Origin of the sequence: Henriciella mobilis, assembly GCF_003576315.1 — a bacterium.
In the GTDB taxonomy this organism is placed as follows: Bacteria; Pseudomonadota; Alphaproteobacteria; order Caulobacterales; family Hyphomonadaceae; genus Henriciella; species Henriciella mobilis.
The window spans coordinates 12,971-35,916 of sequence record NZ_QWFZ01000013.1 but is presented as its reverse complement, the minus strand read 5'-3'; the positions used below and the strand labels follow the sequence as shown (position 1 = coordinate 35,916).

General features: G+C 61.7%; 22 protein-coding genes and 1 tRNA gene. 9 read left to right on the top strand and 14 right to left on the bottom strand.

The window, feature by feature from the left end; all coding sequences use genetic code 11:
- Positions 1-90 precede the first annotated feature (90 nt).
- The 8 genes from D1227_RS07935 to radC all read right to left on the bottom strand — a co-directional run bounded on the left by D1227_RS07935 (position 91) and on the right by radC (position 11,018).
- Entirely contained in the window at positions 91-1,062 is a 972-nt protein-coding gene (locus D1227_RS07935; protein WP_119404457.1) for a homoserine kinase, read from the bottom strand.
- A gap of 9 nt (positions 1,063-1,071) precedes the next feature.
- Complete coding sequence (locus D1227_RS07930; protein WP_119376239.1) at positions 1,072-2,556, bottom strand: spinster family MFS transporter; 1,485 nt, start codon at positions 2,554-2,556, stop codon at positions 1,072-1,074.
- Positions 2,557-2,739: 183 nt separating this feature from the next.
- Positions 2,740-4,251 (bottom strand): spinster family MFS transporter, encoded by a 1,512-nt coding sequence (locus tag D1227_RS07925; RefSeq protein WP_119404456.1) that lies wholly within the window; start codon positions 4,249-4,251, stop codon positions 2,740-2,742.
- 139 nt (positions 4,252-4,390) lie between these two features.
- Positions 4,391-5,326 carry a cyclase family protein gene (locus tag D1227_RS07920; protein ID WP_119376205.1) on the bottom strand — a complete coding sequence of 312 codons (936 nt, stop codon included), beginning with the start codon at positions 5,324-5,326 and terminating at the stop codon, positions 4,391-4,393.
- An 86-nt stretch (positions 5,327-5,412) separates the two neighbouring features.
- A complete protein-coding gene (locus D1227_RS07915) occupies positions 5,413-6,387 on the bottom strand; it encodes a glutathione S-transferase family protein (RefSeq protein WP_119376206.1) in 975 nt (324 codons plus the stop codon).
- A gap of 163 nt (positions 6,388-6,550) precedes the next feature.
- Positions 6,551-7,762, bottom strand: coding sequence for an RtcB family protein (locus D1227_RS07910; RefSeq protein ID WP_119404455.1), 1,212 nt, complete (start codon positions 7,760-7,762; stop codon positions 6,551-6,553).
- Positions 7,763-8,221: 459 nt separating this feature from the next.
- Positions 8,222-10,135 carry a DEAD/DEAH box helicase gene (locus D1227_RS07905; RefSeq protein WP_119404454.1) on the bottom strand — a complete coding sequence of 638 codons (1,914 nt, stop codon included), beginning with the start codon at positions 10,133-10,135 and terminating at the stop codon, positions 8,222-8,224.
- Between the two features lie 148 nt (positions 10,136-10,283).
- Positions 10,284-11,018, bottom strand: coding sequence for a RadC family protein (gene radC, locus D1227_RS07900; RefSeq protein WP_119376209.1), 735 nt, complete (start codon positions 11,016-11,018; stop codon positions 10,284-10,286).
- Positions 11,019-11,139: 121 nt separating this feature from the next.
- Here radC and D1227_RS07895 point away from each other — a divergent pair, with 121 nt between their 5' ends.
- Complete coding sequence (locus D1227_RS07895; protein ID WP_158586604.1) at positions 11,140-11,739, top strand: cupin domain-containing protein; 600 nt, start codon at positions 11,140-11,142, stop codon at positions 11,737-11,739.
- A gap of 4 nt (positions 11,740-11,743) precedes the next feature.
- Here D1227_RS07895 and map read toward each other — a convergent pair whose 3' ends face one another.
- Positions 11,744-12,565 carry a type I methionyl aminopeptidase gene (gene map, locus D1227_RS07890; RefSeq protein WP_119404464.1) on the bottom strand — a complete coding sequence of 274 codons (822 nt, stop codon included), beginning with the start codon at positions 12,563-12,565 and terminating at the stop codon, positions 11,744-11,746.
- A gap of 187 nt (positions 12,566-12,752) precedes the next feature.
- Here map and D1227_RS07885 point away from each other — a divergent pair, with 187 nt between their 5' ends.
- From D1227_RS07885 to D1227_RS07870, 4 genes are all read left to right on the top strand, one after another.
- The gene (locus tag D1227_RS07885) at positions 12,753-13,604 is read left to right on the top strand and encodes a TauD/TfdA dioxygenase family protein (protein WP_119404452.1); all 852 of its coding nucleotides are present in this window, start codon (positions 12,753-12,755) and stop codon (positions 13,602-13,604) included.
- Positions 13,605-13,698: 94 nt separating this feature from the next.
- Complete coding sequence (locus D1227_RS07880; protein ID WP_158586603.1) at positions 13,699-15,072, top strand: serine hydrolase domain-containing protein; 1,374 nt, start codon at positions 13,699-13,701, stop codon at positions 15,070-15,072.
- A gap of 99 nt (positions 15,073-15,171) precedes the next feature.
- Positions 15,172-15,939, top strand: a complete 768-nt coding sequence (locus D1227_RS07875) for a competence/damage-inducible protein A (RefSeq protein ID WP_119376213.1) — start codon at positions 15,172-15,174, stop codon at positions 15,937-15,939.
- Positions 15,936-16,445, top strand: coding sequence for a hypothetical protein (locus D1227_RS07870; protein ID WP_147373284.1), 510 nt, complete (start codon positions 15,936-15,938; stop codon positions 16,443-16,445). The genes D1227_RS07875 and D1227_RS07870 overlap by 4 nt, the downstream gene beginning before the upstream one ends.
- On the opposite strand, the gene D1227_RS07865 is transcribed toward D1227_RS07870, so the two are convergent.
- Positions 16,417-18,117 (bottom strand): FAD-dependent oxidoreductase, encoded by a 1,701-nt coding sequence (locus D1227_RS07865; RefSeq protein WP_119404450.1) that lies wholly within the window; start codon positions 18,115-18,117, stop codon positions 16,417-16,419. The two genes, D1227_RS07870 and D1227_RS07865, sit on opposite strands and share 29 nt — an antisense overlap.
- A gap of 78 nt (positions 18,118-18,195) precedes the next feature.
- On the opposite strand from D1227_RS07865, the gene D1227_RS07860 reads away from it, so the two are divergent.
- From D1227_RS07860 to D1227_RS07845, 4 genes are all read left to right on the top strand, one after another.
- Positions 18,196-18,969 carry an enoyl-CoA hydratase gene (locus D1227_RS07860; protein WP_119404449.1) on the top strand — a complete coding sequence of 258 codons (774 nt, stop codon included), beginning with the start codon at positions 18,196-18,198 and terminating at the stop codon, positions 18,967-18,969.
- Positions 18,970-19,058: 89 nt separating this feature from the next.
- Complete coding sequence (locus D1227_RS07855; RefSeq protein WP_119404448.1) at positions 19,059-19,421, top strand: hypothetical protein; 363 nt, start codon at positions 19,059-19,061, stop codon at positions 19,419-19,421.
- Between the two features lie 75 nt (positions 19,422-19,496).
- Positions 19,497-20,708 carry an acetyl-CoA C-acetyltransferase gene (locus D1227_RS07850; protein ID WP_119376218.1) on the top strand — a complete coding sequence of 404 codons (1,212 nt, stop codon included), beginning with the start codon at positions 19,497-19,499 and terminating at the stop codon, positions 20,706-20,708.
- A 69-nt stretch (positions 20,709-20,777) separates the two neighbouring features.
- A tRNA-Leu gene (locus tag D1227_RS07845) sits at positions 20,778-20,864 on the top strand.
- A gap of 28 nt (positions 20,865-20,892) precedes the next feature.
- On the opposite strand, the gene D1227_RS07840 is transcribed toward D1227_RS07845, so the two are convergent.
- The 4 genes from D1227_RS07840 to D1227_RS07825 form a co-directional block, all read right to left on the bottom strand.
- On the bottom strand, positions 20,893-21,219 hold the full coding sequence (locus D1227_RS07840) for a hypothetical protein (protein ID WP_119404447.1): 327 nt from the start codon (positions 21,217-21,219) through the stop codon (positions 20,893-20,895).
- Positions 21,220-21,342: 123 nt separating this feature from the next.
- Complete coding sequence (locus tag D1227_RS07835) at positions 21,343-21,999, bottom strand: hypothetical protein (protein WP_119404446.1); 657 nt, start codon at positions 21,997-21,999, stop codon at positions 21,343-21,345.
- Positions 22,000-22,068: 69 nt separating this feature from the next.
- Entirely contained in the window at positions 22,069-22,467 is a 399-nt protein-coding gene (locus D1227_RS07830; protein WP_119376221.1) for a hypothetical protein, read from the bottom strand.
- Between the two features lie 8 nt (positions 22,468-22,475).
- Entirely contained in the window at positions 22,476-22,820 is a 345-nt protein-coding gene (locus D1227_RS07825; RefSeq protein ID WP_119404445.1) for a DUF883 C-terminal domain-containing protein, read from the bottom strand.
- Positions 22,821-22,946 lie beyond the last annotated feature (126 nt).

Here is a 22,946-nt window from a genome sequence, read left to right as displayed (position 1 = left end):
TGCGTCCCTCCAAGGCGGCCAGCATGCCACGCGGCCTGAAGCATGCAAACGGCACAATCGGGCATGCCGAAGGCTCGCGCGTGGCAAGTTTCAGGCGCCGTATCCGTAATCTGACGCTGATACAGCCTTGCGGTGAAAGGCGAGCCGGGCCGAATAGTCGAGCGGGTTCTTGGGGCGGACAAGTGCGTCAGGCGGGGTGTCCGTCCAGTCGACGAGGCGGGTCATGAAGAAGCGCAGGGCCGCCCCGCGGCAGAGCGTCGGCAGGACGTCGCGCTCGGCTGGTTCGAGCGGACGGACCGACTCATAACCGGCAAGCAGGGCCGCGCCCTTGGAGAAGTTGTACTCACTGCCATCCTCGAAGGCCCAGGCATTCAGGCAGACAGCGATGTCATAGGCCAGCGCGTCCGTGCAGGCGAAGTAGAAGTCGATAACACCGGAGAATTCGTCGCCGATGAAGAAGGCATTGTCCGGAAAGAGATCGGCGTGGATTGTCCCGCGCGGCAAGTCCGGGCTCTGGGCGCGGGCTTTGGCGGTGGCGTCCAGATCGCTTTCGATCAGGGCGGACAGCCCGGGCTGGAGGTCTTCGGCTGTTGCGCTTCTGCCTTTCCAGAGAACAGGCCAGCTTGCCGGGCCGAGCGTGTTGCGCCGCTCCAGGGTGAAGTCCTGAAGGGCCTGGTGCATGCGGGCGAGGTTCTCGCCCAGCGCCCGGCACTGAGCGGCATTGGGGCGGTTGGGCGAAAGGCCATCCAGGAACGACACGATGACAGCCGGGCGCCCTTCAAGTTCGCGCAGGACGACACCGTCCTTGCCCTCGATGGGTTCAGGACAGGGAAAGTCTTTCTTTGCCAGGTGCTGTTTGACCGCCATGAAATAGGGCAGGTCCTTCGGGTCTGCCCGGCGCTCGAACAGGGTCAGGATGAACCGCCCCTTGTCGGTCTCGAGATAGTAGTTCGAGTTCTCGACGCCTTCTGCGATACCCTTGAAGGACACAGCCTTCCCAAGCGAATAATCGCTCAGGAAGGCTGCGAGTTTGTCGTCACTGACGCTGGTATAGACTGCCATGCCTCTCCGCTAGCTGGACTTGATCGTCAAGTCACGCAGCAAGGTCTTGCCAGCGAGAAGATAATGGATGGCAGCCCAGGCATAGAGCGAACAGAAGGCAATGATCGACCAGCGCAGGCCTTCACTGTTTGCGTTCGCGCAAGCGGCGGCCGCTTCGGCCGACAGTTCCGTGGTCACCTTGCAGGCTTCAAGTGTCAGGCCGAGGTCGTTTCCGGCGAGGAACATGCCCTTCAGCGCGGTCGACAGGAATCCGATCAGCGGCGGCCCGAGCCCGTAGCCCAGAAGGTTCACGATGAACAGGGTGATGGCCACCGAGGTCGCCCGCATGCGGCTGTCCACGACCCCGCCAACAATGGCGTACATCGGACCGAGATAGAAATAGTGTAGCGCGGCGGCGGCCATGAGCGGGGGCAGCGCAAGCCAGACGGTCGGGGCCAGGAAACCGACCGCATAGAGCGGTACCGACAGGCCCATCCCCAGCGCCGGCATCCATGACAGCGCCGTTGGATACCGCTTCGCCATCTTGTCCGCCAGGAAGCCCGACATGAAGACACCGAGCGCTGCCATCAGGCCAATGATCACGCCGAACAGGACAGCGGCTGTCTGAAGATCCAGTCCGTGCGTGCGCACGAGGAAGGAGGTTGTGAACTGGGCAACGCCGTAGCCAACAAAAGAGGCGACCGTCGCGCCAGCCACGATGTGCCAGAAGGTCGTCTTCTTCGAAAGGACCTTGAAGGCCTCGCCCATGCTGGCCCGTTCGAGCTGCTGCAACTCCGGCGGGTCGCTGTAGCCACGCGGGGGTTCCTTGATCGTCATCTTGACGATGAAAGCGAGCAGTATGCCTGGAATGCCGACGAGTATGAAGGCGACACGCCAGCCTTCGACATTCTGCCAGTCGGCCAGGCCAAGCGCCCAATTCCAGCCCCAGGCTTCGAACATCGCGGCCAGCGACGGACCGTCGAGATTGCCGACGATGAAACCGGCGAATACAGCTGCGAACATGCCGCCCAGCGGGACGCCGAGGGCGTAGATCGACACCGCTGTCGCCCGGCTGGATGGTGCGAAATAGTCGGCGATCAGAGACTGGGCAGGCGGTGTGCAGCCGGCCTCGCCGACACTCACGCCGACCCGGAACAGGAACAGGACCATGAATGACACTGCGACACCGCAGAGCGCGGTCATCAGGCTCCAGACAAAAACAGAGATCGCAATGATCCAGACCCTGTGAAAGCGTTCGGCCAACCGTGCGATCGGAATGCCTAGCATGGTATAAAGGATCGCGAACGCCGGTCCGCCGAGCAGGCCCATCTGCCAGTCTTCAACCTGGAAGCTCTGCTTGATTGGCTCTGTAAGGATGTTGATGATCGAGCGGTCGATAAAATTGAAGATATAGACCAGCAGGAGCGAGCCGAGCACGAAGCCCCGGTATCCCTTGCTTCCAAAGCCCGTATTAATGTCGCTCACTGTATCGGCAGTCGTGTCGACTGTCGCCATCTCGGCCTCCCGTCTCATTGTGTGGGTCGCTTGTCCGCCGCGACTTTTCAGCAGTTTCAACAAGGAAAGCAGATCGGGATTGCCGAGGCCAGACTTTCCGTAGGGCACAGGTGAAAAAACTTCACCTGTGAAGAAAAGGCCTGGCCACCAGAGCAGGTGGCCAGGCCCGTTTCAAGGTTCTGGCTAGACGCTCATGCCGGCAGCCGGGACGTCGCCGCGATAGCGGTCGCGCCCGAAGGACACTGCAGCCATGAAGTACGAGGCGGCTGCGAGAATCATGAACAGCACGGTGGCCGCCATGGAGTAGCGCAGCCCGTTTGCATAGGCGCGGCAGAGTTCCGGACCCGTCTCGCCGAGCGAGGTGGGATCCGTGCTGCAAAGGCGGGGATTGAAGTCCGCCGCCATGCTCGACAGGCCAGCATTGTTGATCTCCATGCCCATGAAGAAATCACTCATCGCGCCGACGAAGAGCGGCCCGATGCCATTACCGATCAGGCTGACGATGAGCAGCAGGACGGAGATAGTGGTTGCCCGCGATTTCGGGCTCACAATGGCTGTGCCGACCGTGTACTGCGCGCCGAGATAGGCATAGTGGGCGATGGCTGCCACGATCCAGAGCATGAAAGCCAGTGACAGGGTCGGCGCAAAGAAAGCGGCGATATAGAACGGGACGGAAACCAGAAGCCCCACACCGGGCAGCCAGGCAGCCACGCGCGGAAACCGGCCTTCGAGCCTTTCTGACAGGAACCCGCCGAGGAAGGTCCCGCCAGCCGCGACAGCCGCCAGCGGCGCACCGTAGAGCACCGCCGCATCGCGAACGCCGATACCGTGGACCCGCTGCAGGAAGGGCGCCTGGAAGTTGATCAGGCCATACCCGACGAAGGCAACCAAAGCGGCACCAAGGGAAAGCCACCAGAAGGTCGGCTTCTTCCCGAACTCCCGGAAGGCGTCGAAGAAGCCGGCCTTGGTCTGGCTGTCCAGCGAAGGCGGGTCGGAATAGCCGCGCGGCGGCTCCTTGATTGTCAGCAGGATGATCAGCGCAATCACGACGCCGGGCAGGCCCACAACGACGAAAGCGATTCGCCAGCCGCCGACCGTCGACCAGTCAATACCGGGGAAAAGGCCGCCGAGGCCGATCGTTCCCAGCCAGGCACCGAAGTCTTCGCCCTGAATGCCGGCAATCAGGCCGCCGAAGAGCTGCGCCAGGACACCGCCAATCGTGACCCCCATGGAATAGATGCCCAGTGCGCCGGCCCGGCTTCGCGGCGGGTAATAGTCGGTTATGAGGGAGTTGGCGGGCGGGGTGCAGCCTGCCTCACCGACAGCGACACCGACGCGGAAGATCAGGAGCCAGATAAAGCCGCTCGCGATTCCGCACAGCGCCGTCATGACGGACCAGATGATGATGCAGAGTGTGATGATGATGACGCGGTTTGCCCTGTCGGCCCACATCGCAATGGGAATGCCCATCAGCGCGTAGAACAGGGCAAAGGGCGGTCCGGACAGCAGGCCCCACTGGGTATCGTTCAGCTGAAACTCGTTGATGATCGGCTGCGCAACGACCGAGATGAGCGTGCGGTCGATGAAGTTCAGCGTGTAGACCAGCATCAGGGAAAGCAGAACATAGGTGCGGTAGCCCTTGGTCCCGAAGCCGGTGATGTGGCCCTGATGCTGTTGGGCCGTCGTATCAGTCATGTCGCAGTTCCCTCCGTGCCGCCACTCTGCGGGGCAGCTTGTATTGTTCTACTTCTTGACGCTCGCTGATGCGCTGGCAAGTCTCTGCGCCCATAGGGTGAATGGCGCCAGCGTATCCTGCTCATGTTGCATGGACCGGCTAGCGGATGGCCACCGGATTGATGATCGCCTGCACCGTGCCATTGAGACGCGGCACACCCAGCGAGAAGAAGAATTCGCTCACGCCGTCGCCTGCGAGCTCTTCCGTGACCATGCTCTCGAGGATGTAGACGCCATGCTTGGCCAGCAGCGTCTGGTGGACCTCGAAGGGACGGGCAGGGTTTTCAAACGGAATGGCCTCGAGGGCGACCGTGTCAGCGCCCACCGCGACCACGCCAAGACCGGCAAGATAATCCGCACCTTGCACGCCGAGCCCCGGATGGGTGGCCATGAGTTCGGTTGATCCTTCGTGCGCTTCCATTGCGCCGGTGTGGAAGAGGACGACGTCGCCCTTGCCGATCTCCACGCCGGCGAGCTTCGCGGCGTCCTCGATTTCGGCCTGGTTGAAGGCGGTTCCATCCGGCACCGGATCGGCATTGAAGACTTTGGTCATGTCGAGCAGGACGCCGCGCGTCGCGATGGGTGGAATGTCCTGCGTGCCGAGTTGGGTCAGGCCGGCCGGCGTCACGAAATCCGAAACGTGCAGGCCATTATAGTAGTAGTGATCGATGCCCATGTGGCCGAGGCCGTCGATCTGGCTCCCTATCCCGACGAAAGTTTGCACAAGGTCATCATTGCCGACAGCCTTGTTCTCACCCAGCGGCGTGCCAGACCCATCCGAGGGCTGCATGACATAGACATCGTAGCGGCGCGGCGGATAGGCGGGTGTCTCCCGGCTGGTGATTACGCCGAGCGCATAGGTCTTGCCCTCTGTGATAAGCTGGGCTGCCTCAGCTGTCTTTTCCGGGCTGAGATTGGCGACCGCGCCGAGGCGGTCATCCGGGCCATACTTTGAAGGGTACCAGGTGTCGGCCTCCTGAGCGCCCACTGAGCACGCCATAAGGGCCGCCGCTCCTGCAGAAGCGATCCACTTCATGATTGATTCCTCCCGTCCTCGTTTTGGGAGGAAGGTGATGCCTCACTGATTCTGAGTCCAGTGTTTTCCTTGCGGGACCCTGGCGCCTAGCTGCGACCGTGCGGTGCGTCCCAGTCGAGGTCGGGCCCGGCTGGCACGATGCGCGTCGGGTTCACCATGTCGTGGCTCTCATAGTAGTGCCGCTTGGCATGATCGGCATTGACGGTCTCGCGGATGCCCGGCCACTGGTACAGGTCACGAGCATAGGGCCAGAGGTGGGTGTAGTCGGCGAGGCGGCGGATATTGCACTTGAAGTGGCCGTGATAGACCATGTCGAAGCGATAGAGCGTCGTCCAGAGGCGCCAGTCGGCCTCTGTCGGCGTGTCCCCGTTGAGGAAGCGCGAGCGCGACAGGCGCGCATCGAGCCAGTCCAGCGATTCGAACAGGGGGTAGACGGCTTCCTCGTAGGCGGCTTGCGATGTCGCAAAGCCGGACTTGTAAACCCCATTATTCACAGTGTGATAGACGCGTTCATTGATCTCATCGATCTCGCTGCGTTTGTCTTCCGGGTAGTAGTCGCCCGGCGCTGCACCGATTCCGTCAAAGGCCGTATTGAGCATCCGGATAATGTCCGCCGACTCATTGGAGACGATGGTGCCCGTCTTCTTGTCCCAGAGTGTCGGTACGGTGACCCGGCCGGTATAGTGCGGGTCGGCCTTCAGGTAGATCTCGTACATGAATTTCGAGCCGAACAGCTTGTCCCCAACAAGGCCGTCGGGATCTTTTTCGAACGTCCAGCCATTCTCACCCATGAACCAGTGAACGACGGAGACATCGATCATGTCTTCCAGCCCTTTCAGCGTCCTGAAGATCAGGGCCCGGTGGGCCCATGGGCAGGCATAGGAAATATAGAGGTGGTAGCGGCCCGGCTCGGCCTTGAAGCCGCTGTCACCGGTCGGGCCGGCGGCGCCATCGGGCGTGATCCAGTTGCGGAACTGGCTTTCGGACCGCACGAACTTTCCGCCGGTCTTGCCGGTGTCGTACCATTTGTCCTGCCAGATGCCATTGTTCAGAAGGCCCATGCCGATGCTCCAATCGTGTCTCTGTCGATACAGCAACTAAGGCCGCGCGCGCCTCGTTCCAGCCATGGCTGGAGATAAGGCCTATTCGAGGTCTGCATGGCTCAGAAAAAAGGGCGACCCGCCGGGCCGCCCTTCTCGTTTCCGGGTCCTCTGACTTATCAGGTCAGCCTTTGACACAGACGACCTGGCGCAGCGTGTGGACGACGTCCACCAGCGAGGACTGCGCTGCCATCACGGCGTCGATGTCCTTGTAGGCCATCGGCGTTTCGTCGACGACACCGCCATCCTTGCGGCATTCGACACCATCGGTCGCGGCAATGTGGTCATCCACGGTGAAGCGCTTGCGTGCTTCGGTCCGTGACATGGCCCGGCCAGCCCCGTGCGAACAGGAGCAGAAGGAGTCCGCATGGCCCTTGCCACGCACGATGAAGGATTTTGCCCCCATCGAGCCCGGAATGATGCCTAGCTCTCCCTCGCCGGCGCGTACGGCGCCCTTGCGGGTCACCCAGACGTCGGCGCCGAAGTGGTGTTCCTTCTCCACATAGTTGTGGTGGCAGTTCACCGCGTGCTTGTCCGTCGTGAAGCTCGGGAACGTCTCCCGCAGCGCCATGAGGACGCGGGCCATCATCACCTCGCGATTGAGGCGGGCATAGTCCTGCGCCCAGCCAACGGCCTCGACATAGTCGTCGAACAGCGGTTCACCTTCGACGAAGAAGGCGAGGTCACGGTCCGGCACGTGGTAGCCGAGGACGCGGGTTTCCAGCGCGCGGCGGGCCTCTTCGATGAAGTAGGTCCCGATCCGGTTACCGGTCCCGCGCGATCCCGAGTGCAGCATCACCCACACATCACCGGCTTCGTCGAGGCACAGCTCGATGAAGTGGTTCCCGCCGCCCAGCGTGCCGAGCTGCGTGGTGTAGGTGGCGGACTTGATCTTGCCATGCCGCTCGCGAATGCGGTCGAAACGGTCCATCAGGCCGGAGTGCTTGAGCTTCGTCTCGGCCATGGCCGGGACGTGCTTGTGGCTTCCACCCTTGCCATTGCCGACCGGGATCGCCCGTTCGATGGCCCGGCGGACCGGCTTCAGCGTGTCGGGCAGGTGATCTGCCTTCAGGCTGGTCCGGATCGCCATCATGCCGCACCCGATGTCCACGCCGACGGCGGCCGGGATAATGGCCCCCTTCGTCGGGATCACCGAGCCCACGGTCGCGCCGCGCCCGAAGTGCACGTCCGGCATCACCGCCAGGTGGGAATGGACGAAGGGTAGCCCCGCCACATTCTCCAGCTGATTGCGGGCGGCCGGCTCGACCGGAACGCCCTTGACCCAAGCCTTGATCGTCCCGCCGCGCGCGGTCTCGATCACTTCAAAATCACTCATTTGTCTTGCTCGTCAGACGAGCCCTCCTTTGCTTTGGGTGTGAAGTGTGTCGCCAGAGATCATGCAAGTCATGATCTCGTTCATTGCTTGAAACGCTCCACTGGAGCGTCTCATCGCTGGCGCGACCGCACCTCACCCCTCCACGCGGCAACCTGAATGGCAGAGAAAGAAAAACCCTCCAGGCTGAAGCGCGTGGAGGGTGCGTATAAACCGGGGCTTCCCGGCTGGGCTGACAGTCAGCCCGTCATCCAACATCCTCCATGGGCATAAGTTCGCGACCCTGTGGCAGGGCGGCGGGATATGCCTTCAGATTGACCGTGCGATCTCTCATCGCTCGCTCCTGATGTTGAATGAGGCGGGGCAAATGACAGATTGCCGCATCCCGGTCAACCGGATGCAGGAAACAAATCGACCATCAGGCTCCGCTGTGACCTGGAGGGCACAGCGTCCAGTCGGCCCTCAGGATTTTGGGCGCTTGGTTTTCGGCCGCTTGGGCGGGCTCATGCCAGAGGGACCATGGCGATGCTGGTGCTTCTTTGGCTTTGACCGCTTCGCTTTGTCCCGGGGCTGGCTTTCAAGTTCTGAAGGCGGCGTGGGGCGGGGCTTTCGCGGTTTTTCTTCCGGCGACCAGTCGCCCCGGTGCGGTTTGGGCTTCTTCTTCTTTTTCGTCGTGTCGGCAGAAGTTGCGGGCGCCGCGTTTTGCCCGGAATAGGCGGCCCGGCCTGGCGGTTCGTCGCCCTCGCGCCATGCGGTGATCGATTTCTCAAGCCGGCCATCGGCGCCGATCGTGGCAAAGAATGGCTCGACACTGTCGGGTTTCAGCTCGACGCGGCTATGGGACTCCTCGATGCGGATGGCCCCGATCTGAGTGCGGTCTAGCCCTCCGGACTTGCAGAGCATCGGCAACAGCCAGCGCGGCTCGGCTCCTGATTTGCGCCCGACAGACAGGTTGATCCACACGCCATCCTCGAAATCGTCACGGGACTCCCTCGGCGCACGCTGTTCGCGCGGCTTGCGGCGGGCATCGCGATCTCCGTCTCTGGCTGGACCGCGATCCTCCGGCACGGGCATCAGGTCTTCCGGCGCTGACCGCTTCGCGCGGTGGAGTGCGACGAAGGCGGCGGCAACCTGTTCGGCGCCGTGAATGTCGATCAGGGCCTTTGCCATCTCGCTGTCGGCGGCAGAGACCGGTTCGCTGAGTGAAGGGTGGTTCAGCAGGCGCTCATCGTCGCGGCGCTGAATATCCTCAGCGCCCGGCGCCTCTGTCCAGCTTGCCTCGACCTTTGCATCGCCGAGCAGACGTTCGATCCGGCGGCGCGCCTTGAAAGGCACGATGAGCACGCTGATCCCCTTGCGCCCGGCCCGGCCCGTGCGGCCGCTGCGATGAAGCAGGCTTTCCTGGTTTGTCGGCAGGTCGGCGTGGATGACGAGATCAAGGTCCGGCAGGTCGAGCCCGCGCGCGGCGACATCGGTCGCCACGCAGACATTCGCCCGGCCATCACGCAGGGCCTGCAGGGCATGGGTGCGTTCGGTCTGGCTGAGTTCGCCCGAGAGCGCCACGACACTGAGGCCACGATTGTGGAAGCGCGCCAGAAGATGGTTCACATTCGCGCGGGTCTTGCAGAAGACGAGTGCATTCTTCGCTTCATGGAAGCGCAGCACATTGATGATCGCATTCTCGGTATCGGGCGGCGCCACGACATGCGCGCGATACTCGATATCCGCATGGTGGCTCGCTTCCGAGATCGTGTTGACGCGGACCGCGTGACGCTGGAAGTTCGCTGCGAGCCTGGCGATCGGCTTCGACACAGTGGCCGAGAAGAGCAGGGTGCGCCGTCCTTCGGGGGCTGCTTTCAGGATGGTTTCGAGTTCTTCGCGGAAGCCGAGGTTCAACATCTCGTCGGCCTCGTCGAGCACGACCACACGAATGGCGTCGAGCACCAGGCCGCCGCGATTGATATGATCGACGAGCCGTCCCGGTGTCCCGACAACGATATGCGCCCCGCGCGCAAGGGCCCGGCGCTCGTCGCGCGGATCCATGCCTCCGACACAGGAGGCGACCGAGGCGCCGGCCTCGGCGTACAGCCACTGAAGTTCCCGGTGCACCTGAACGGCAAGCTCACGGGTTGGCGCGACGACGAGCGCCAGCGGGTGGCCGGCATGGCCAAGGCGGTCTCCACCAGCCAGCAGCGAGGATGCGACTGCGATCCCGAAGGCAACTGTCTTGCCAGAGCCCGTCTGAGCGGAAACAAGAAGGTCCTGTCCCTCAATCTGCGGGTCGAGCATGGCAGCCTGGACAGGCGTGAGGCTGTCATAGCCACGGGCGGCAAGAGCCTGGCCCAGGGCGGGGGCAATGGCGGGATGGTCGGTCATTAAAAGGCTTCCGGATCGTTTTGGCCGCTCATAATCGGCGGCCTGACAGCGTTGGCGAGGATGACTGCCTCAAACCTGTCGATGCCGTTGCCTTAATGATGTTTCCTGCGCTTGGCCATCTTCGCCATCACCTGCGACTGAGGATGGCTCAGATCAGCCCCTGGGCACGGAAGCTCAGCACACCGGAGCGCGCGGCTATCAGATGGTCATGCACCGTGATCTCGAACGCATCGAGCGCGTCAATCACCTCGCGTGTCATGTCGATGTCGGCGCGAGAGGGGGTCGGGTCACCGGATGGGTGGTTGTGGACCAGGATCAGGCTGGACGCCTGAAGTTCCAGTGCGCGCCGGGCAATCTCACGCGGATAGACTGGCGCATGGTCGACCGTGCCATGGCCCATGGTTTCATCCGCGATCAGCTGGTTTTTACGGTCGAGGAATAGAACGCGGAACTGCTCGCGGCCCTCATGCTGGAGCTCGCGTTTCACATAGTCCTGAAGGGCGGTCCAGCTTGAGATAGCCGGCCGGGATTTCAGTGTTTCACGGCTCGCCCGGGCACCAATCTCTGCGGTGGCTTTGAGATAGGCGGCGACCGTTTCGCCCACGCCGGCCACTTTGGTCAGATCAGCCGGGCGGGCGGCGAGCACTCCGCTGAGCGAACCGAACCGTGCCAGCAGCGCCTTGGCAACCGGCTTCACGTCGCGGCGCGGAATGAAGGCGAAGAGCAGGGTCTCGAGAAGCTCGTAATCTTCGAGCGCATTGGCGCCGCGTTCCACCAGCCTGGTACGCAGGCGGTCGCGATGGCCTTGCCAATGGGGCTTAGGGGCCGAGATCGCCTGAGGCGCATCCAGGCCCAGCAAGGGTGCTTCTTCCACCTGCCTCATCCATACCTCCCAACCAATGCGTGTTCCTTTTATGTTCCGAATGGGGTGGTCGCGTCAAGCTTGCGCGAAGCAGGGCTTTGTGAAAACTGGCGCGCACCGAAAATGGAGTGGAGGGACGACAATGTCGACAAAATGGTTTCTTGCCGCGGCTGCATTGGCGGCGACGGCGGCGTGCGCGCATGCACTTGAACACGAAGGGGTGGCTGAAGTTGCCGACCATCCGGACAAGCTGGTCCGCGCTGAAACGGGTGAGAGCGTCGAGAATCCGTTCCATCCGATCCGCCTTCTGCTCGCCAGCGACGAGTCGGCCGGTGCGGTGACGATTTACGAATTTATCCTTCCGCCGGGCAGCCCGGGCTCGCCGCCGCACACCCATACCCATGAAGACGAATACTTCTACGTCACATCCGGTACGCTCGACGTGCTGTCCAATGGAGAAGTGCTGCGCCTCAACCCTGGTGACTTTGCGGCCCTCAATCGCGGCCATGCGCACATGTTCTGGAACGGTTCAGATGGCGAAACCGAACTGGTCATGATGACGACGGGCAGTTCGTTCGAAGCTTTCATGGAGAGTGTCAGCCCACGCATTGCGGAGGCCCGGCCCGAGTCTGCTGAAGCGGTTGGAGCCGTCATCGGCCAGCTTGCCGCCGAGCACGGGATCATGATTTCCATGGAAATGATGCCGGAGGAAGCTGCGCCCTATTACGCGCCGCCCGAGTAGCCGGTCAGAGCTTCACCGTATGCGGCGTGTGCCAGCCTTTGGGTGAGGTGGTGAACACTTCAACGCCGTCCTTGGTGACGCCGACCGAATGCTCATACTGGGCAGAGAGCTGGCGATCGCGCGTTACGGCCGTCCAGCCATCCGGCAGGATCGCCGCATCCTTGCGGCCGATATTCAGCATCGGCTCGATCGTGAAGAACATGCCGGGCTTCAGTTCCGGCCCGGTGCCGGCGCGCGCAGAGTGCACGACATTCGGCTCGTCGTGGAAGAGTTGCCCGAGGCCGTGGCCGCAGAAGTCCTCGACCACGGACAGGCGGTTCTTGGCTGCGATAGCCGAAATGGCTGCGCCAATGTCCCCGAAGCGATTGCCGGGCTTCACGGCCGCGATCCCGGCCATCAGCGCTTCGTAGGTTACGTCCATCAGCCGCTCGGCTTTGCGCTTTGGCTGGCCGGCCGCATACATGCGCGAGTGGTCGCCATGCCATCCGTCCAGGATCAGCGTGACGTCGATATTGGCGATGTCGCCATCCTTCAGCGGGCGGTCGCCCGGTATACCGTGGCAGATGACGTGGTTGAGCGAGATGCATGAGGCGTGGCGGTAGCCGCGATAGCCGATCGTGGCAGACTGGGCACGATGGTCGAGGACAAATTCGCGGATCAGATCGTCCAGATGGGCGGTCGTCACGCCGGGTTTTACCTCAGGCACGAGCATGTCGAGGCATTCGGCGACAAGCTTGCCAGCCCGGCGCATGCCCTCAAATCCTTCCTCATCGTGGATCCGGATTTCTCCGGTCCGCATAGGCATCATGAGTTCAGCTTCAGTCATGTCGGTCTGGTCCGCGCTTGGTGGGATAGGCATCGCCTTTGATTACGCAATGAATATGGCAGTGTTCGGGTTCGGATTCCACACCCGCAACTGACTCGTGCCTCCAGCGCTCTGGCGCCAGTCTTCCCGGATGGCGCGATTGGGCATAAGCTCGCAAAAAAAACAAGAACAAATGGGAGGAAATCAGATGAACGTCCATGTTGGCGCTGAAGCGTTTGCGCGTTTTGAAGCAAGGCCGCTGACACCGCGGATCGGCGCCGTCTTGCATGGGGTGGATCTGAGCGAGGCGCTCGATGACGCGCTGATCGCCGATATCCGGGCAGCGCTGCTAAAATACAAGGTCGTTTTCTTTCGCGACCAGCAGATCACGGCCGAGCAGCATATCGAGTTTGCCCGCCGCTTCGGGGAGCTGGAAATCCATCCGGCAACACCGAAGGACCAGGAAAACCCGGAGATCCTGCGGATCACCCATAATGCGAAAAATAAGGGACAGGAGAACGCCTGGCATTCTGATGTGACCTGGCGCGAAAAGCCGTCACTCGGCTCCATCCTGCGCGCCATAGATTTACCGGCCGTCGGCGGCGACACGCTTTTCTCGGATATGGTGGCAGCCTATGAGGGCCTGTCGGAGAAGATGAAGGATTTCTGCTGCGGGCTGACAGCGGTGCACGACATCGCCCGCGTATTCGCCCGGCGGCTCGGCAAGGACCCGAAAGAGCTGCACGAGAAGTATCCGCCAATGGAGCATCCGGTCATCCGCACCCATCCGGAAACCGGTGAGCGGTTGATCTATGTGAACACGGCTTTCACCAGTCACATCAAGGAGTTGTCACAAAAGGAGAGCGACTGGCTGCTTGAGCATCTCTACGCCCAGGCCGCCATTCCGGAGTATCAGTGCCGCTTCCGCTGGGCACCGGGCTCCATGGCGTTTTGGGACAATCGCGCCTGCCAGCACTATGCCGCCAGCGACTACTGGCCGGATGTGCGCGTGATGGAGCGTGTGACGATTGCAGGCGACCGGCCTTACTTCGAGCCCTGACGGGCTCTCATTTCAAATCTTCGGCAAAGTGCTTGCGGCCTTGGAGGGTGTGCTTCACGATTACCGCAATGACATAATGTCCGGGGAGGCTTCAATGATCAGACGATCGGGCGCGATGGCGGCCGCCATTGCGGTGCTGGCCGCTTGCGCAGGCTGTGTTACAGGTTCAGGCGCAAGCGCGGTATCGGCTGACTGGCCGGTTCTCGAGGCTGGCGAGTCGGCAGCATTCAGTGATGAGGGGCTGGAAGCCCTGGCAGAAAAGATGCGGGCCTATGTCGATGAGGGCCACGTCATTGGCATGCAGACCCTGCTCGTGAAAGATGGTGCGGTTGCACACTATCAGGCTTATGGCCTGCGCCAGGTTGAGCCGGAAGCACCCGTCACGGACGACACGATCTTCCGGATCTACTCCATGTCGAAACCGATCACGGGCGTCGCGCTGATGCAGCTCTATGAGCTCGATTACTTCGAGCTGGACGACCCGGTGGCCGAGTTCATTCCGGAATTCGCCGATCTCATGGTGCTGGACGGCGAGACTGAAGATGGCATTCCAGTTTTGGTCGAACCCGATCATCCACCGACGATGAAGGAACTGCTGACCCACACCGCAGGCTTTGCCTACGGACTTGGCGGGGCTGACTACGCCAATCGGCAATTCCGGGAACAGAAAGTGCTTACCTCGCCGGACATGGAGACGATGATCGACAAGGTTGCCGCCATTCCGCTCCTGAAACAGCCGGGCAACGAATGGTACTATTCCGTTGCCGTCGATATCCAGGGCTACCTGGTTGAGCACTTCTCGGGCATGCGTTTCGACGACTATCTCAAGGCAAACGTGTTTGGCCCGCTCGGTATGGAAGACACCGATTTCATCGTGCCGGATGAGAAGCGCTCCCGTTTGAGCGACCTGATGGCTTATTCCGAAGAGGAAGAACGGTTTGTGCCGAATGCGTTCCCGCCGGATTTCCTCGGTTTCGAGCTTCGCGAGGAGACGGTTGGCTTCCCGTCTGGCGGTGCTGGCCTTGCATCGACGATTTCGGACTATGCGCGCTTCTGCCAGATGATGCTGGATGGTGGTTCGTTAGGCGATGTCCAGATCATCTCTCCGGAGACGGTCGCGCTCATGACCCGCAACCACCTTCCGGAGGGCACGGGCGTGACCTTCTCGGGTACAACCGCGCTTGAAGAGGCGATGCATGATTTCGGCTTCGATTTCGGTGTCATTACCGATCCGGAAGCGATGAATGCCACTGTCGGGCCCGGCACCTATTACTGGGGCGGAGCTGCCGGCACCTGGTTCTGGATCGACCCCGCCAACGACCTTTTCTTCATCGGAATGGTGCAGCGCTTTGGCGCACTGCCCGGCGAGCCAGCCGACTTTCGCGGCGAGTCTCAAAGGCTGGTTTACGAAGCGCTGCTTCCTGCGGCAGACGGGTTGATCCAGACGGCAGTGGCATCGGCAGATTGAAGGTCACATGATGCTCCAGGGAAATGCCGGCCGCAGCAAAACCTGCCGGTTGCATATCTTGTACTGGCTGTCGGATCATGGCGGCGCTAGAGATAGGCCATGAGCACACCGACAGCCGCAATCTGCCTGATAGGCGATGAACTCCTTTCCGGTCGCACGCGCGACATCAACGTCCAGCATATTGCCGGATTTCTCGGGCCTTATGGCATCCCGGTGGAAGAAGTCCGGATCGTGCCTGATGTGCAGGCGCGCATCGTCGAGGCAGTGAATGCCCTGCGAGAGCGCTACACCTACGTCTTCACGACGGGGGGGATCGGGCCGACGCATGACGATATCACCGCTGACGCCATCGCTGCGGCGTTCGGTGTGGGGATCGGCAAGCATCCTGACGTCATGGCGATGCTGCAGGCCCGCTATGACGAGATCGGTACCGAATTTACCGAAGCGCGCCAGCGCATGGCGCGAATCCCGGACGGCGCGAGCCTGATCGAGAACCCTGTCTCTGGCGCACCGGGTTTCCAGACTGGCAATGTCTTTACGCTGGCCGGCGTGCCTTCGATCGTGCAGGGCATGCTGCAGGATATTGGCCACCGCCTCGAGCGCGGCGTGCCGGTGCGGAGCCTGACGGTGCGGTCGGCCGGCCTTCGCGAAGGCGATGTGGCCGAGAAGCTGTCACGTCTCAATGAGGAGCTGGAAGGGGTCAGTCTCGGCTCATACCCATGGTTCCGCTCTGTGACAGACCACGGCGTTGCGCTGATCGCCCGCTCGACGGATGAGGCGAAGCTCAGGGAAGCGGGAGAAAAACTGGTTGCCCTGGTCAGCGGTGTCGGCCGCGAAAGCGAAGTCATCGAGGGAGAGGCAAGTTGAGTGCATTGCTCAGGTGGCTGACTTCTGTCCCGGCCATCATAGCAAGTTTTGTTCTGATGGTGCTGATCGGCCTTAGTTTCGCGCCGGTGCAGGCGCTGATCGACGGACCGCTGCTCGACATGATCGCAACCGGTGAGGCGGCTCGGGTTCGCCTGGAGGAGATGTCTGCCGTCCAGAAAACCGCGCACTTCTGGGCAAGCGTACTCAATGATACCGCGTATCCGATCGCCTATGGCGCTTTTTTTGCCGGCCTGGCGGGACGGTTCGTGCCCGCGCGCTATCGCGGGTGGGCTATGCTCCCAGCACTCGCAGCGGCAGTTGTGGATCTCTTCGAAAACACAGTGCAGGCGCTTGCATTGTCTGGCAGCGCAGACCTGCTGGATCTGAAAAATGTGCTGACACCACTTAAGTTCGGATTTTTGGTGCTCGCCGCACTGCTGGCGCTCAGCCTGTCCCTGTTGGCGCTGATACGCTGGATCATGCGCCGCGCGGCAAAGGATCGCTAACGGCTCCCAGTTCCGCGATGGCGCGGTGGATGTCACTCACGACCACTGAGCCTTCGCCGACGCTCGAGGCGACCCGCTTGACCGAACCGATCCGGACATCGCCCACAGCGTAGACCCGGGGCCAGCTCGTCTCATAGCGGGTGGGCATGCGATCAAGCGACCAGCCTGCGCGCACAAGGTCGATATTGGCAAGATCCGGCCCGGTTTTCACGAAGCCCTTTTCGTCGCAGCTCATATGCTCTGGCAGCCAGCTCGTGAACGGTGCCGCGCCGATGAACAGGAACACGAAGGGAATCTCGACGCGCCTGCTGTCTCCAGTGGCCTTGCTGTGAAAGGTGGTTGCGATCAGCCTGTCGTCTTCGGGCGCCGCGCCGCCGAGCCCATGCAGGGCTTCGATCTCAGTCGACGGATGGAGATGGATATTCGGCGTTTCTTCCAGGCGCCGGACAAGATACTCCGACATGGTTTCGCGGATGTCTGCGCGCCGGTAGAGCAGGTGCACGGTCCTGGCCGTCTGGCTCAGGAAGACGGCGCCCTGGCCGGCGGAGTTGCCAGCCCCGACGATTGCAACATCCTGGCCGCCACAAAGCTGTGCTTCCATCGGCGTCGCGCCGTAATAGACCCCGCGTCCCTCAAAGCGAGACAGGTTCGGAATCGGTAGCTGGCGGTACTGCGCGCCGGTCGCAATCACGACTGCGCGTGCGCAGATGTTCCGCCCGTCCTCCAAGCCTACGCAATAGATCTCGCCATTCCTGTCGAGCGATATCGCTTTTACTGGCGCGGCAATGCGGGCGCCGAATTTCTGGGCCTGAATTGACGCGCGCGCGGCGAGCTCACGTCCGGACACGCCCATCGGGAAGCCTAGGTAATTCTCGATTTTGGAAGACGTGCCCGCCTGACCGCCCGGGGCGTCGGTATCGAGGGTGATCACGCTGAGACCTTCGGAGGCCGCATAAACCGACGCAGCCAGGCCCGCTGGTCCGGCACCGACCACAATGACATCGACTGTTTCTCCATCAGGCAGCAGGTCGAGGCCAAACGCCTCAGACAGCTCCGACATGCTCGGCCGGGACAGGATCCGCGAGCGCCCCCTGATGACGACGGGGAGCGAGTCGTTGGTGATTTCCCGGGCTTCCATGATCGGCTTGGCCAGCGCATCGGTGGCTGGGTCTAGCCATAGGTGCGGCACCATATGCTTCGACAGAAGGTCCCGGGCGGCGAACACGTCGCGGTCATGCGCATCACCAATGACGATGACAGACCCATGCGCGGCCTCGTGGGCGAAGGCCCGGCGCGCCGTGAGTGTGCGTACGAAGACGTCGGAGATCGCCGAATTCTCGACAAGAAGCCGCTGGAAGTCAGCATGCGCAATATGCAGGACGTCGCCTTCCTCGCCCATCTCGACGCGTGAAAGCGAGGCCTGACCCGTCAGCACCGTGATATCGCCCGCAAACTGCCCGCGCTCCATCCAGCCCATCCGTCGTTCGCCTTCCGGCGTCGAGATGAAGATGTTGGTGTGCCCGGAGAGCGTAACCAGGCAATCGCAACGAGACTCTCCCTCTTCGATGAGCAGGTCGCCCGCCTTGTGGCGGCGGACCTCGCCATAGGCCGACAACTGGTCGAGTTGTGCGTCGTCGAAGGTGTAATTCACATCGGCTGGGGGTTTGGTCATCGATTGCCTATTGGAGATGGGGTAGGGAGCAGTCTAAGTCTTGCCCGAAGAAATTAGTCATGCTGCCGGAGAAAAACCATGTCCGACCCAATTGTCCTCGTCGAAAAGGACGGTCCTGTCGCCGTCGTCACCCTGAACCGCCCGGATGCACTGAATGCGCTCAGCCGGGACCTGCGCCGCGAGATCGTGAAAACCTTTGAGGCGCTGTCGAAGGATGATGATGTCCGGGCCGTCGTACTCACCGGGTCAGGGCGGGCCTTCACCGCCGGGATCGACCTCAAGGAGGCTGGCCAGACCGGTTTCGCGCTTGGTGCCGATGGCGGCGAAATCGACCTCGGCAAGGCGCTGGCGGGCTTCCAGTGGCCGATCATCGGGGCGGTCAATGGATTTGCCATCACGGGCGGTTTTGAACTGGCGCTGATGTGCGACGTGCTGCTGGCGTCAGAGAATGCGAAGTTCGCGGATACGCATGCGCGTGTTGGTATCATGCCGGGCTGGGGGCTGAGCCAGCGCCTGTCGCGCCTGATCGGCATCAGCCGGGCGAAGGAGCTGTCGCTGACCGGCAATTTCCTTGATGCCCAGACGGCCGAGCGCTGGGGTCTGGTGAACCGCGTCTACAAGGCTGATGAATTGCTGCCTGCCGCCATCCAGATGGGACACGACATGGCCAGCTGTCAGCCAGACATGCTGCGGAAGTACAAGAAGGTCATCGACGACGGATTCGCCATCAGCTTCGGCGAGGCGATGAAGATGGAAGTTGAGCGGTCGAAGGCGCACGCCGCCGGCGTCACAGCCGATAGCGTGGAAGAGGCGCGCAAGGCTGTGACCGAACGCGGGCGCGGCCAGAATTAGAACTTCTTCATGAACGGTTATTCAGGAAGTCCAGAACACCGGGCGTGATACGATCGGGGCTACTTGCGTAGAAAACCAAGGAGCCCACCATGCCGTTCGCCAAGCCTCTTGCGACTGTCGCCCTTCCCACTGCACTGGCGCTTTCTGCCGCCGGCCAGATCGCAACCAGTAACGAAAAAGGCGCGACGGGGGCTTACAGCTCCGACGTTGAATCCTCTTTCACATCGGAGAGCCGGTTCGGGCCGCGCACGGCAATCGACGATCTGCGCGCTCATGTCGACCGCGACCGCGAGCAGATCGAGCGTGTGCGCCAGCAGCAGCTTCAGGCAACTGCGCCGCCGCCGCCAGAGAAAATTGAGCCGTTTCTGCCGGGTTCGGCAGAGAATACCGAAGCCTCCGCCCGCAATAAGCCTGCAGCCGCTTCAGAAGAAGGCGAGCCCGACGCGAGCTAGTTGCGACGTCTTCGCTCTTGCCACGGCGCTGAAACTCCAGTGTAACGCACCCCAAAACCTAAGGGAGTGCCATTCATGAGAGACGTCGTTATCTGTTCCCCGCTTCGCACGGCCGTTGGTGGTTTCGGAGGCAGTTTCAAGGACGTCCAGGCGCACGACCTCGCCTCGCATGTCCTGCGTGCGTTGATGGACAAGACACAGATCCCTGCTGAAGCGGTTGAGGATTGCGTGTTTGCGCAATGCTATCCCACAATGGAAGCGCCAGCCTTCGGTCGGATGGTCGCGCTTGATGCCGGCCTGACGATCGAGACGGCCGGTCTCCAGATTGACCGGCGCTGCGGTTCGGGCCTGCAGGCGGTCATCTACGCCATCATGCAAGTCGGGACTGGTGCCAGCGATGTGATGATTGCGGGCGGAGCAGAGAGCATGTCGAATGCCCCATTCTTCTCCAACCATATGCGCTGGCAGATCAAGGGCGACGGGCTGATGATGTACGATGCCTTGACCCGCGGCCGCTACACCGCCGGCGGCAAGAACTACCCCGTCCCCGGTGGCATGATCGAAACGGCGGAAAATCTGCGCCGCGAATACCAGATCACGCGCGAAGCCCAGGACGAGTTTGCTTACAACTCTCACCAGAAAGCGGCCGCTGCCCAGGCGTCCGGCAAGTTCGACCAAGAAATCGTCCCCTATACGATCAAGGGCCGGAAAGGCGATACGGTCGTTACGAAGGATGAGCATATCCGCGCCGATTCCACGCTCGAGAAACTCTCCAGCCTGCGGGCGATCCAGGGTCGCACCGACCCGGAGGCAACGGTTACGGCAGGCAATGCCTCCGGCCAGAATGACGGCGCAGCAGCCTGCATCGTCTGTACCCGAGAGGCGGCAGACAAATATGGCCTGAAACCCCTGGCGCGTCTCGTGTCATGGTCCGTCGCCGGTGTCGGCCCGGCCGTCATGGGGATCGGTCCCGTCCCGTCTTCGCAGAAGGCGATGGACCGTGCCGGGCTCAAGATTTCCGACATCGATGTCATCGAACTCAACGAAGCTTTTGCAGCACAGGTCCTGGCCTGCACGAAAGCGCTCGGTTTCGAGGATGGCGACTATGACCGGCTGAATCCGAACGGTTCCGGTATTTCACTCGGCCACCCGGTCGGCTGTACGGGCGTTCGTATCCTGACCACCATGCTCAACGAGATGGACCGGCGTGAAGCCCGCTATGGGCTGGAAACCATGTGTATCGGGGGTGGGCAGGGGCTGGCCGCCATCTTCGAGCGCGTAGCCTAGCGGGCGCTGGCGCTTTTCCTTGCGGCTTGCCCTGATCTTGTTATGAGGCGAATGGCTGCGAAGCTGTCGGCGGGCGTGGCGAAATTGGTAAACGCAAGGGACTTAAAATCCCTCGGCCGTATGGCCTTGCCGGTTCAAGCCCGGCCGCCCGCACCATGCTGCAGACAGGCCGGCTCCTGGCGCATCAGGAGCTACGGGTGTCCTCTGCATCGTCGCGGCGGGCGATGGCGTCTTCTACCTCGCCCTTGCATTCAGGGATGGTCCGCAGCGAAGATTCTTCGAGAATGATCGCGGAATGGACGTCGCCGCCGTCGTCAGAGACCGGCAGCGCAAATTGCCCCGTCTGGTATCCAAAGTCGGATTCGACCGGGATGAAAGGTAGTCCGAGCTCGCAAGCCTGCACCACTGTTTCGTGCTCTGCCGACGTCAGTTTCATGGAGTCCGCCTGCGCCACGCCTGTTGTGAGGGCGGCGAGGATCAATGCGGAGAAGGAAAGTCTGGAAACGGCCATTCTGACGCTCCCTTTGCTGCTGTATTCACAACAGAAAACGGGGGCCTGCGGGATTCGTTCCCGCGCCGAATCAAAAATCTTAAAAGTGGTTAACGCGGCGTTGGCGGATCCAGGTCGCCGGGATCAGGCCGTTCGGACGAGGATGAAGGCAAAGACTGAATAGAGTGCGGACAGCACGATGAATTTCGACGCGGCCGCCAGGATGAAGGGCCGCAGGTCATGCCAACTGGTTTCCCGGGCGATCCCGGCGACCTCCCTGGCGATTTCTTGAGTCATGTCATCCATTTTGTGGCCGCCAAGCGCCATCATGATCTTCGTCGTGCGTCCGGTCTCCATGCCCTTTGCCTCCGCGAGGACCTGCTCGAAGACGGTCGCAGCGACAACCTCGCTGACAGCCTTGCGTGGGCGCCAGCCATAGTCGTGCAGTTTCGACACCGCGAAACGCGCGCTCGGAAACGTGACAATCACATCGCGAATGAGGAAGATCACGATCAGCACGATCACCGTGATCGAAAATATCGTGTGGTTGTATAGGTCGAGCCGGTAGCCAAGCCATGCCGCCATCAGCAGCATGGCCTTCACGAAGACCGTCGTGACGAAGGTCGCGATGCTTTCGCGGAGATATTCTTCCGCATGCCCGCGGATGCGATGCCGCGCATCCTTCGCGGCCTGCTCGATGATCGACTTCTTTTTCTTGTTGATCGCGCCAGAGATCGCCTTGCGGCCCACGGTCACGCCAGTGGTCAGCGCAGACACGACAAGCAGGGCGGCCCTTAGCATGAGGCGACATCCTCAATTCGGCAGGGCTGGAAGTATCCGGTCTGGTTCTCAGGTTCAGGCATCTGCCTGTTAGATCATTTCATCAATGAGCTTTTGCAAGCCTTTAGCGGTCTGATCAGGATGACGGACGATCAGGTAACCGGCCGCCATCGCCAAGGTGGCCGCGCTGATAGGGCGGCGTTCCACGAGAGAGGCGACGGTGTCGAATGGCAGGTCTGCAAGGAAATCGGCTGTCACATTCTCAAAATCTTCAATTTCCTCCTCGGTCCGCTCGCGAGGCCTGAGAAAGACCACGACGCAGACAAGCGATATCGCCGTGAGCATGCTCGCAACGGCAAAGGTTGCCCAAAAAAGCCCGATCAGCGGGGCGAGCGCTATGACAGCGGCGATTGTGAACGCCGAAAGGCCGGCGAAGCCAAAAAAGGCCGCGCCGGCACCGGCCACGAGACGAAGTTTTGTGGTGTCCATCCGCCAGCCTATTTGCGGCGAAGGGCAGCGAGCAGGACGCCCGTACCAAAAGCAATGCCAACGGCAGCGAGGGGATTTTCCCGGACCTTGTTTTCAACGTAGTCTTTGCCCGTCCGGGCCTTTTCACTGGCTTCGGCGGCATATTTGCGGCCGTTTTCAAGGCCTTTGTCGATCTCGGCGGTTGAACGGCCTTTGACATATGTCGTCGAGTTTCCGGCAAGCGACTGCAGGTCCTCGCGAAGCTTGGCGATGTCGTCCTTGATGGCCTCGACGTCGTTGGCCGCGGCCTTGGCGGCATCGTCCGTCAGGTCCTTGTTCGTTCCATTTGTTCGGGTTGCTGCTTTCGTAGCCATGATTGTTGTCTCCTGAAATCCTAGTGATCCTGTGTAGAAGTAACGGCGGCCGGGCGGGCGTGTTCCATCACCGCCCGATGAATCTTCGGCGATGGTCCAGGTGCGAGTCCTGAGCTTGCGTGTGTT

Coding starts and splice junctions, on each gene's coding strand:
- D1227_RS07875 (WP_119376213.1), top strand. CDS start 15,172: ATGAGCACACCGACAGCCGCAATCTGCCTGATAGGCGATGAACTCCTT.
- D1227_RS07830 (WP_119376221.1), bottom strand. CDS start 22,467: ATGGACACCACAAAACTTCGTCTCGTGGCCGGTGCCGGCGCGGCCTTT.
- D1227_RS07840 (WP_119404447.1), bottom strand. CDS start 21,219: ATGGCCGTTTCCAGACTTTCCTTCTCCGCATTGATCCTCGCCGCCCTC.
- D1227_RS07915 (WP_119376206.1), bottom strand. CDS start 6,387: ATGGGCCTTCTGAACAATGGCATCTGGCAGGACAAATGGTACGACACC.
- D1227_RS07855 (WP_119404448.1), top strand. CDS start 19,059: ATGCCGTTCGCCAAGCCTCTTGCGACTGTCGCCCTTCCCACTGCACTG.
- D1227_RS07880 (WP_158586603.1), top strand. CDS start 13,699: ATGATCAGACGATCGGGCGCGATGGCGGCCGCCATTGCGGTGCTGGCC.
- D1227_RS07930 (WP_119376239.1), bottom strand. CDS start 2,556: ATGGCGACAGTCGACACGACTGCCGATACAGTGAGCGACATTAATACG.
- D1227_RS07825 (WP_119404445.1), bottom strand. CDS start 22,820: ATGGCTACGAAAGCAGCAACCCGAACAAATGGAACGAACAAGGACCTG.
- D1227_RS07925 (WP_119404456.1), bottom strand. CDS start 4,251: ATGACTGATACGACGGCCCAACAGCATCAGGGCCACATCACCGGCTTC.
- D1227_RS07895 (WP_158586604.1), top strand. CDS start 11,140: ATGTCGACAAAATGGTTTCTTGCCGCGGCTGCATTGGCGGCGACGGCG.
- D1227_RS07935 (WP_119404457.1), bottom strand. CDS start 1,062: ATGGCAGTCTATACCAGCGTCAGTGACGACAAACTCGCAGCCTTCCTG.
- D1227_RS07865 (WP_119404450.1), bottom strand. CDS start 18,117: ATGACCAAACCCCCAGCCGATGTGAATTACACCTTCGACGACGCACAA.
- map (WP_119404464.1), bottom strand. CDS start 12,565: ATGACTGAAGCTGAACTCATGATGCCTATGCGGACCGGAGAAATCCGG.
- radC (WP_119376209.1), bottom strand. CDS start 11,018: ATGAGGCAGGTGGAAGAAGCACCCTTGCTGGGCCTGGATGCGCCTCAG.
- D1227_RS07860 (WP_119404449.1), top strand. CDS start 18,196: ATGTCCGACCCAATTGTCCTCGTCGAAAAGGACGGTCCTGTCGCCGTC.
- D1227_RS07835 (WP_119404446.1), bottom strand. CDS start 21,999: ATGCTAAGGGCCGCCCTGCTTGTCGTGTCTGCGCTGACCACTGGCGTG.
- D1227_RS07910 (WP_119404455.1), bottom strand. CDS start 7,762: ATGAGTGATTTTGAAGTGATCGAGACCGCGCGCGGCGGGACGATCAAG.
- D1227_RS07920 (WP_119376205.1), bottom strand. CDS start 5,326: ATGAAGTGGATCGCTTCTGCAGGAGCGGCGGCCCTTATGGCGTGCTCA.
- D1227_RS07885 (WP_119404452.1), top strand. CDS start 12,753: ATGAACGTCCATGTTGGCGCTGAAGCGTTTGCGCGTTTTGAAGCAAGG.
- D1227_RS07905 (WP_119404454.1), bottom strand. CDS start 10,135: ATGACCGACCATCCCGCCATTGCCCCCGCCCTGGGCCAGGCTCTTGCC.
- D1227_RS07850 (WP_119376218.1), top strand. CDS start 19,497: ATGAGAGACGTCGTTATCTGTTCCCCGCTTCGCACGGCCGTTGGTGGT.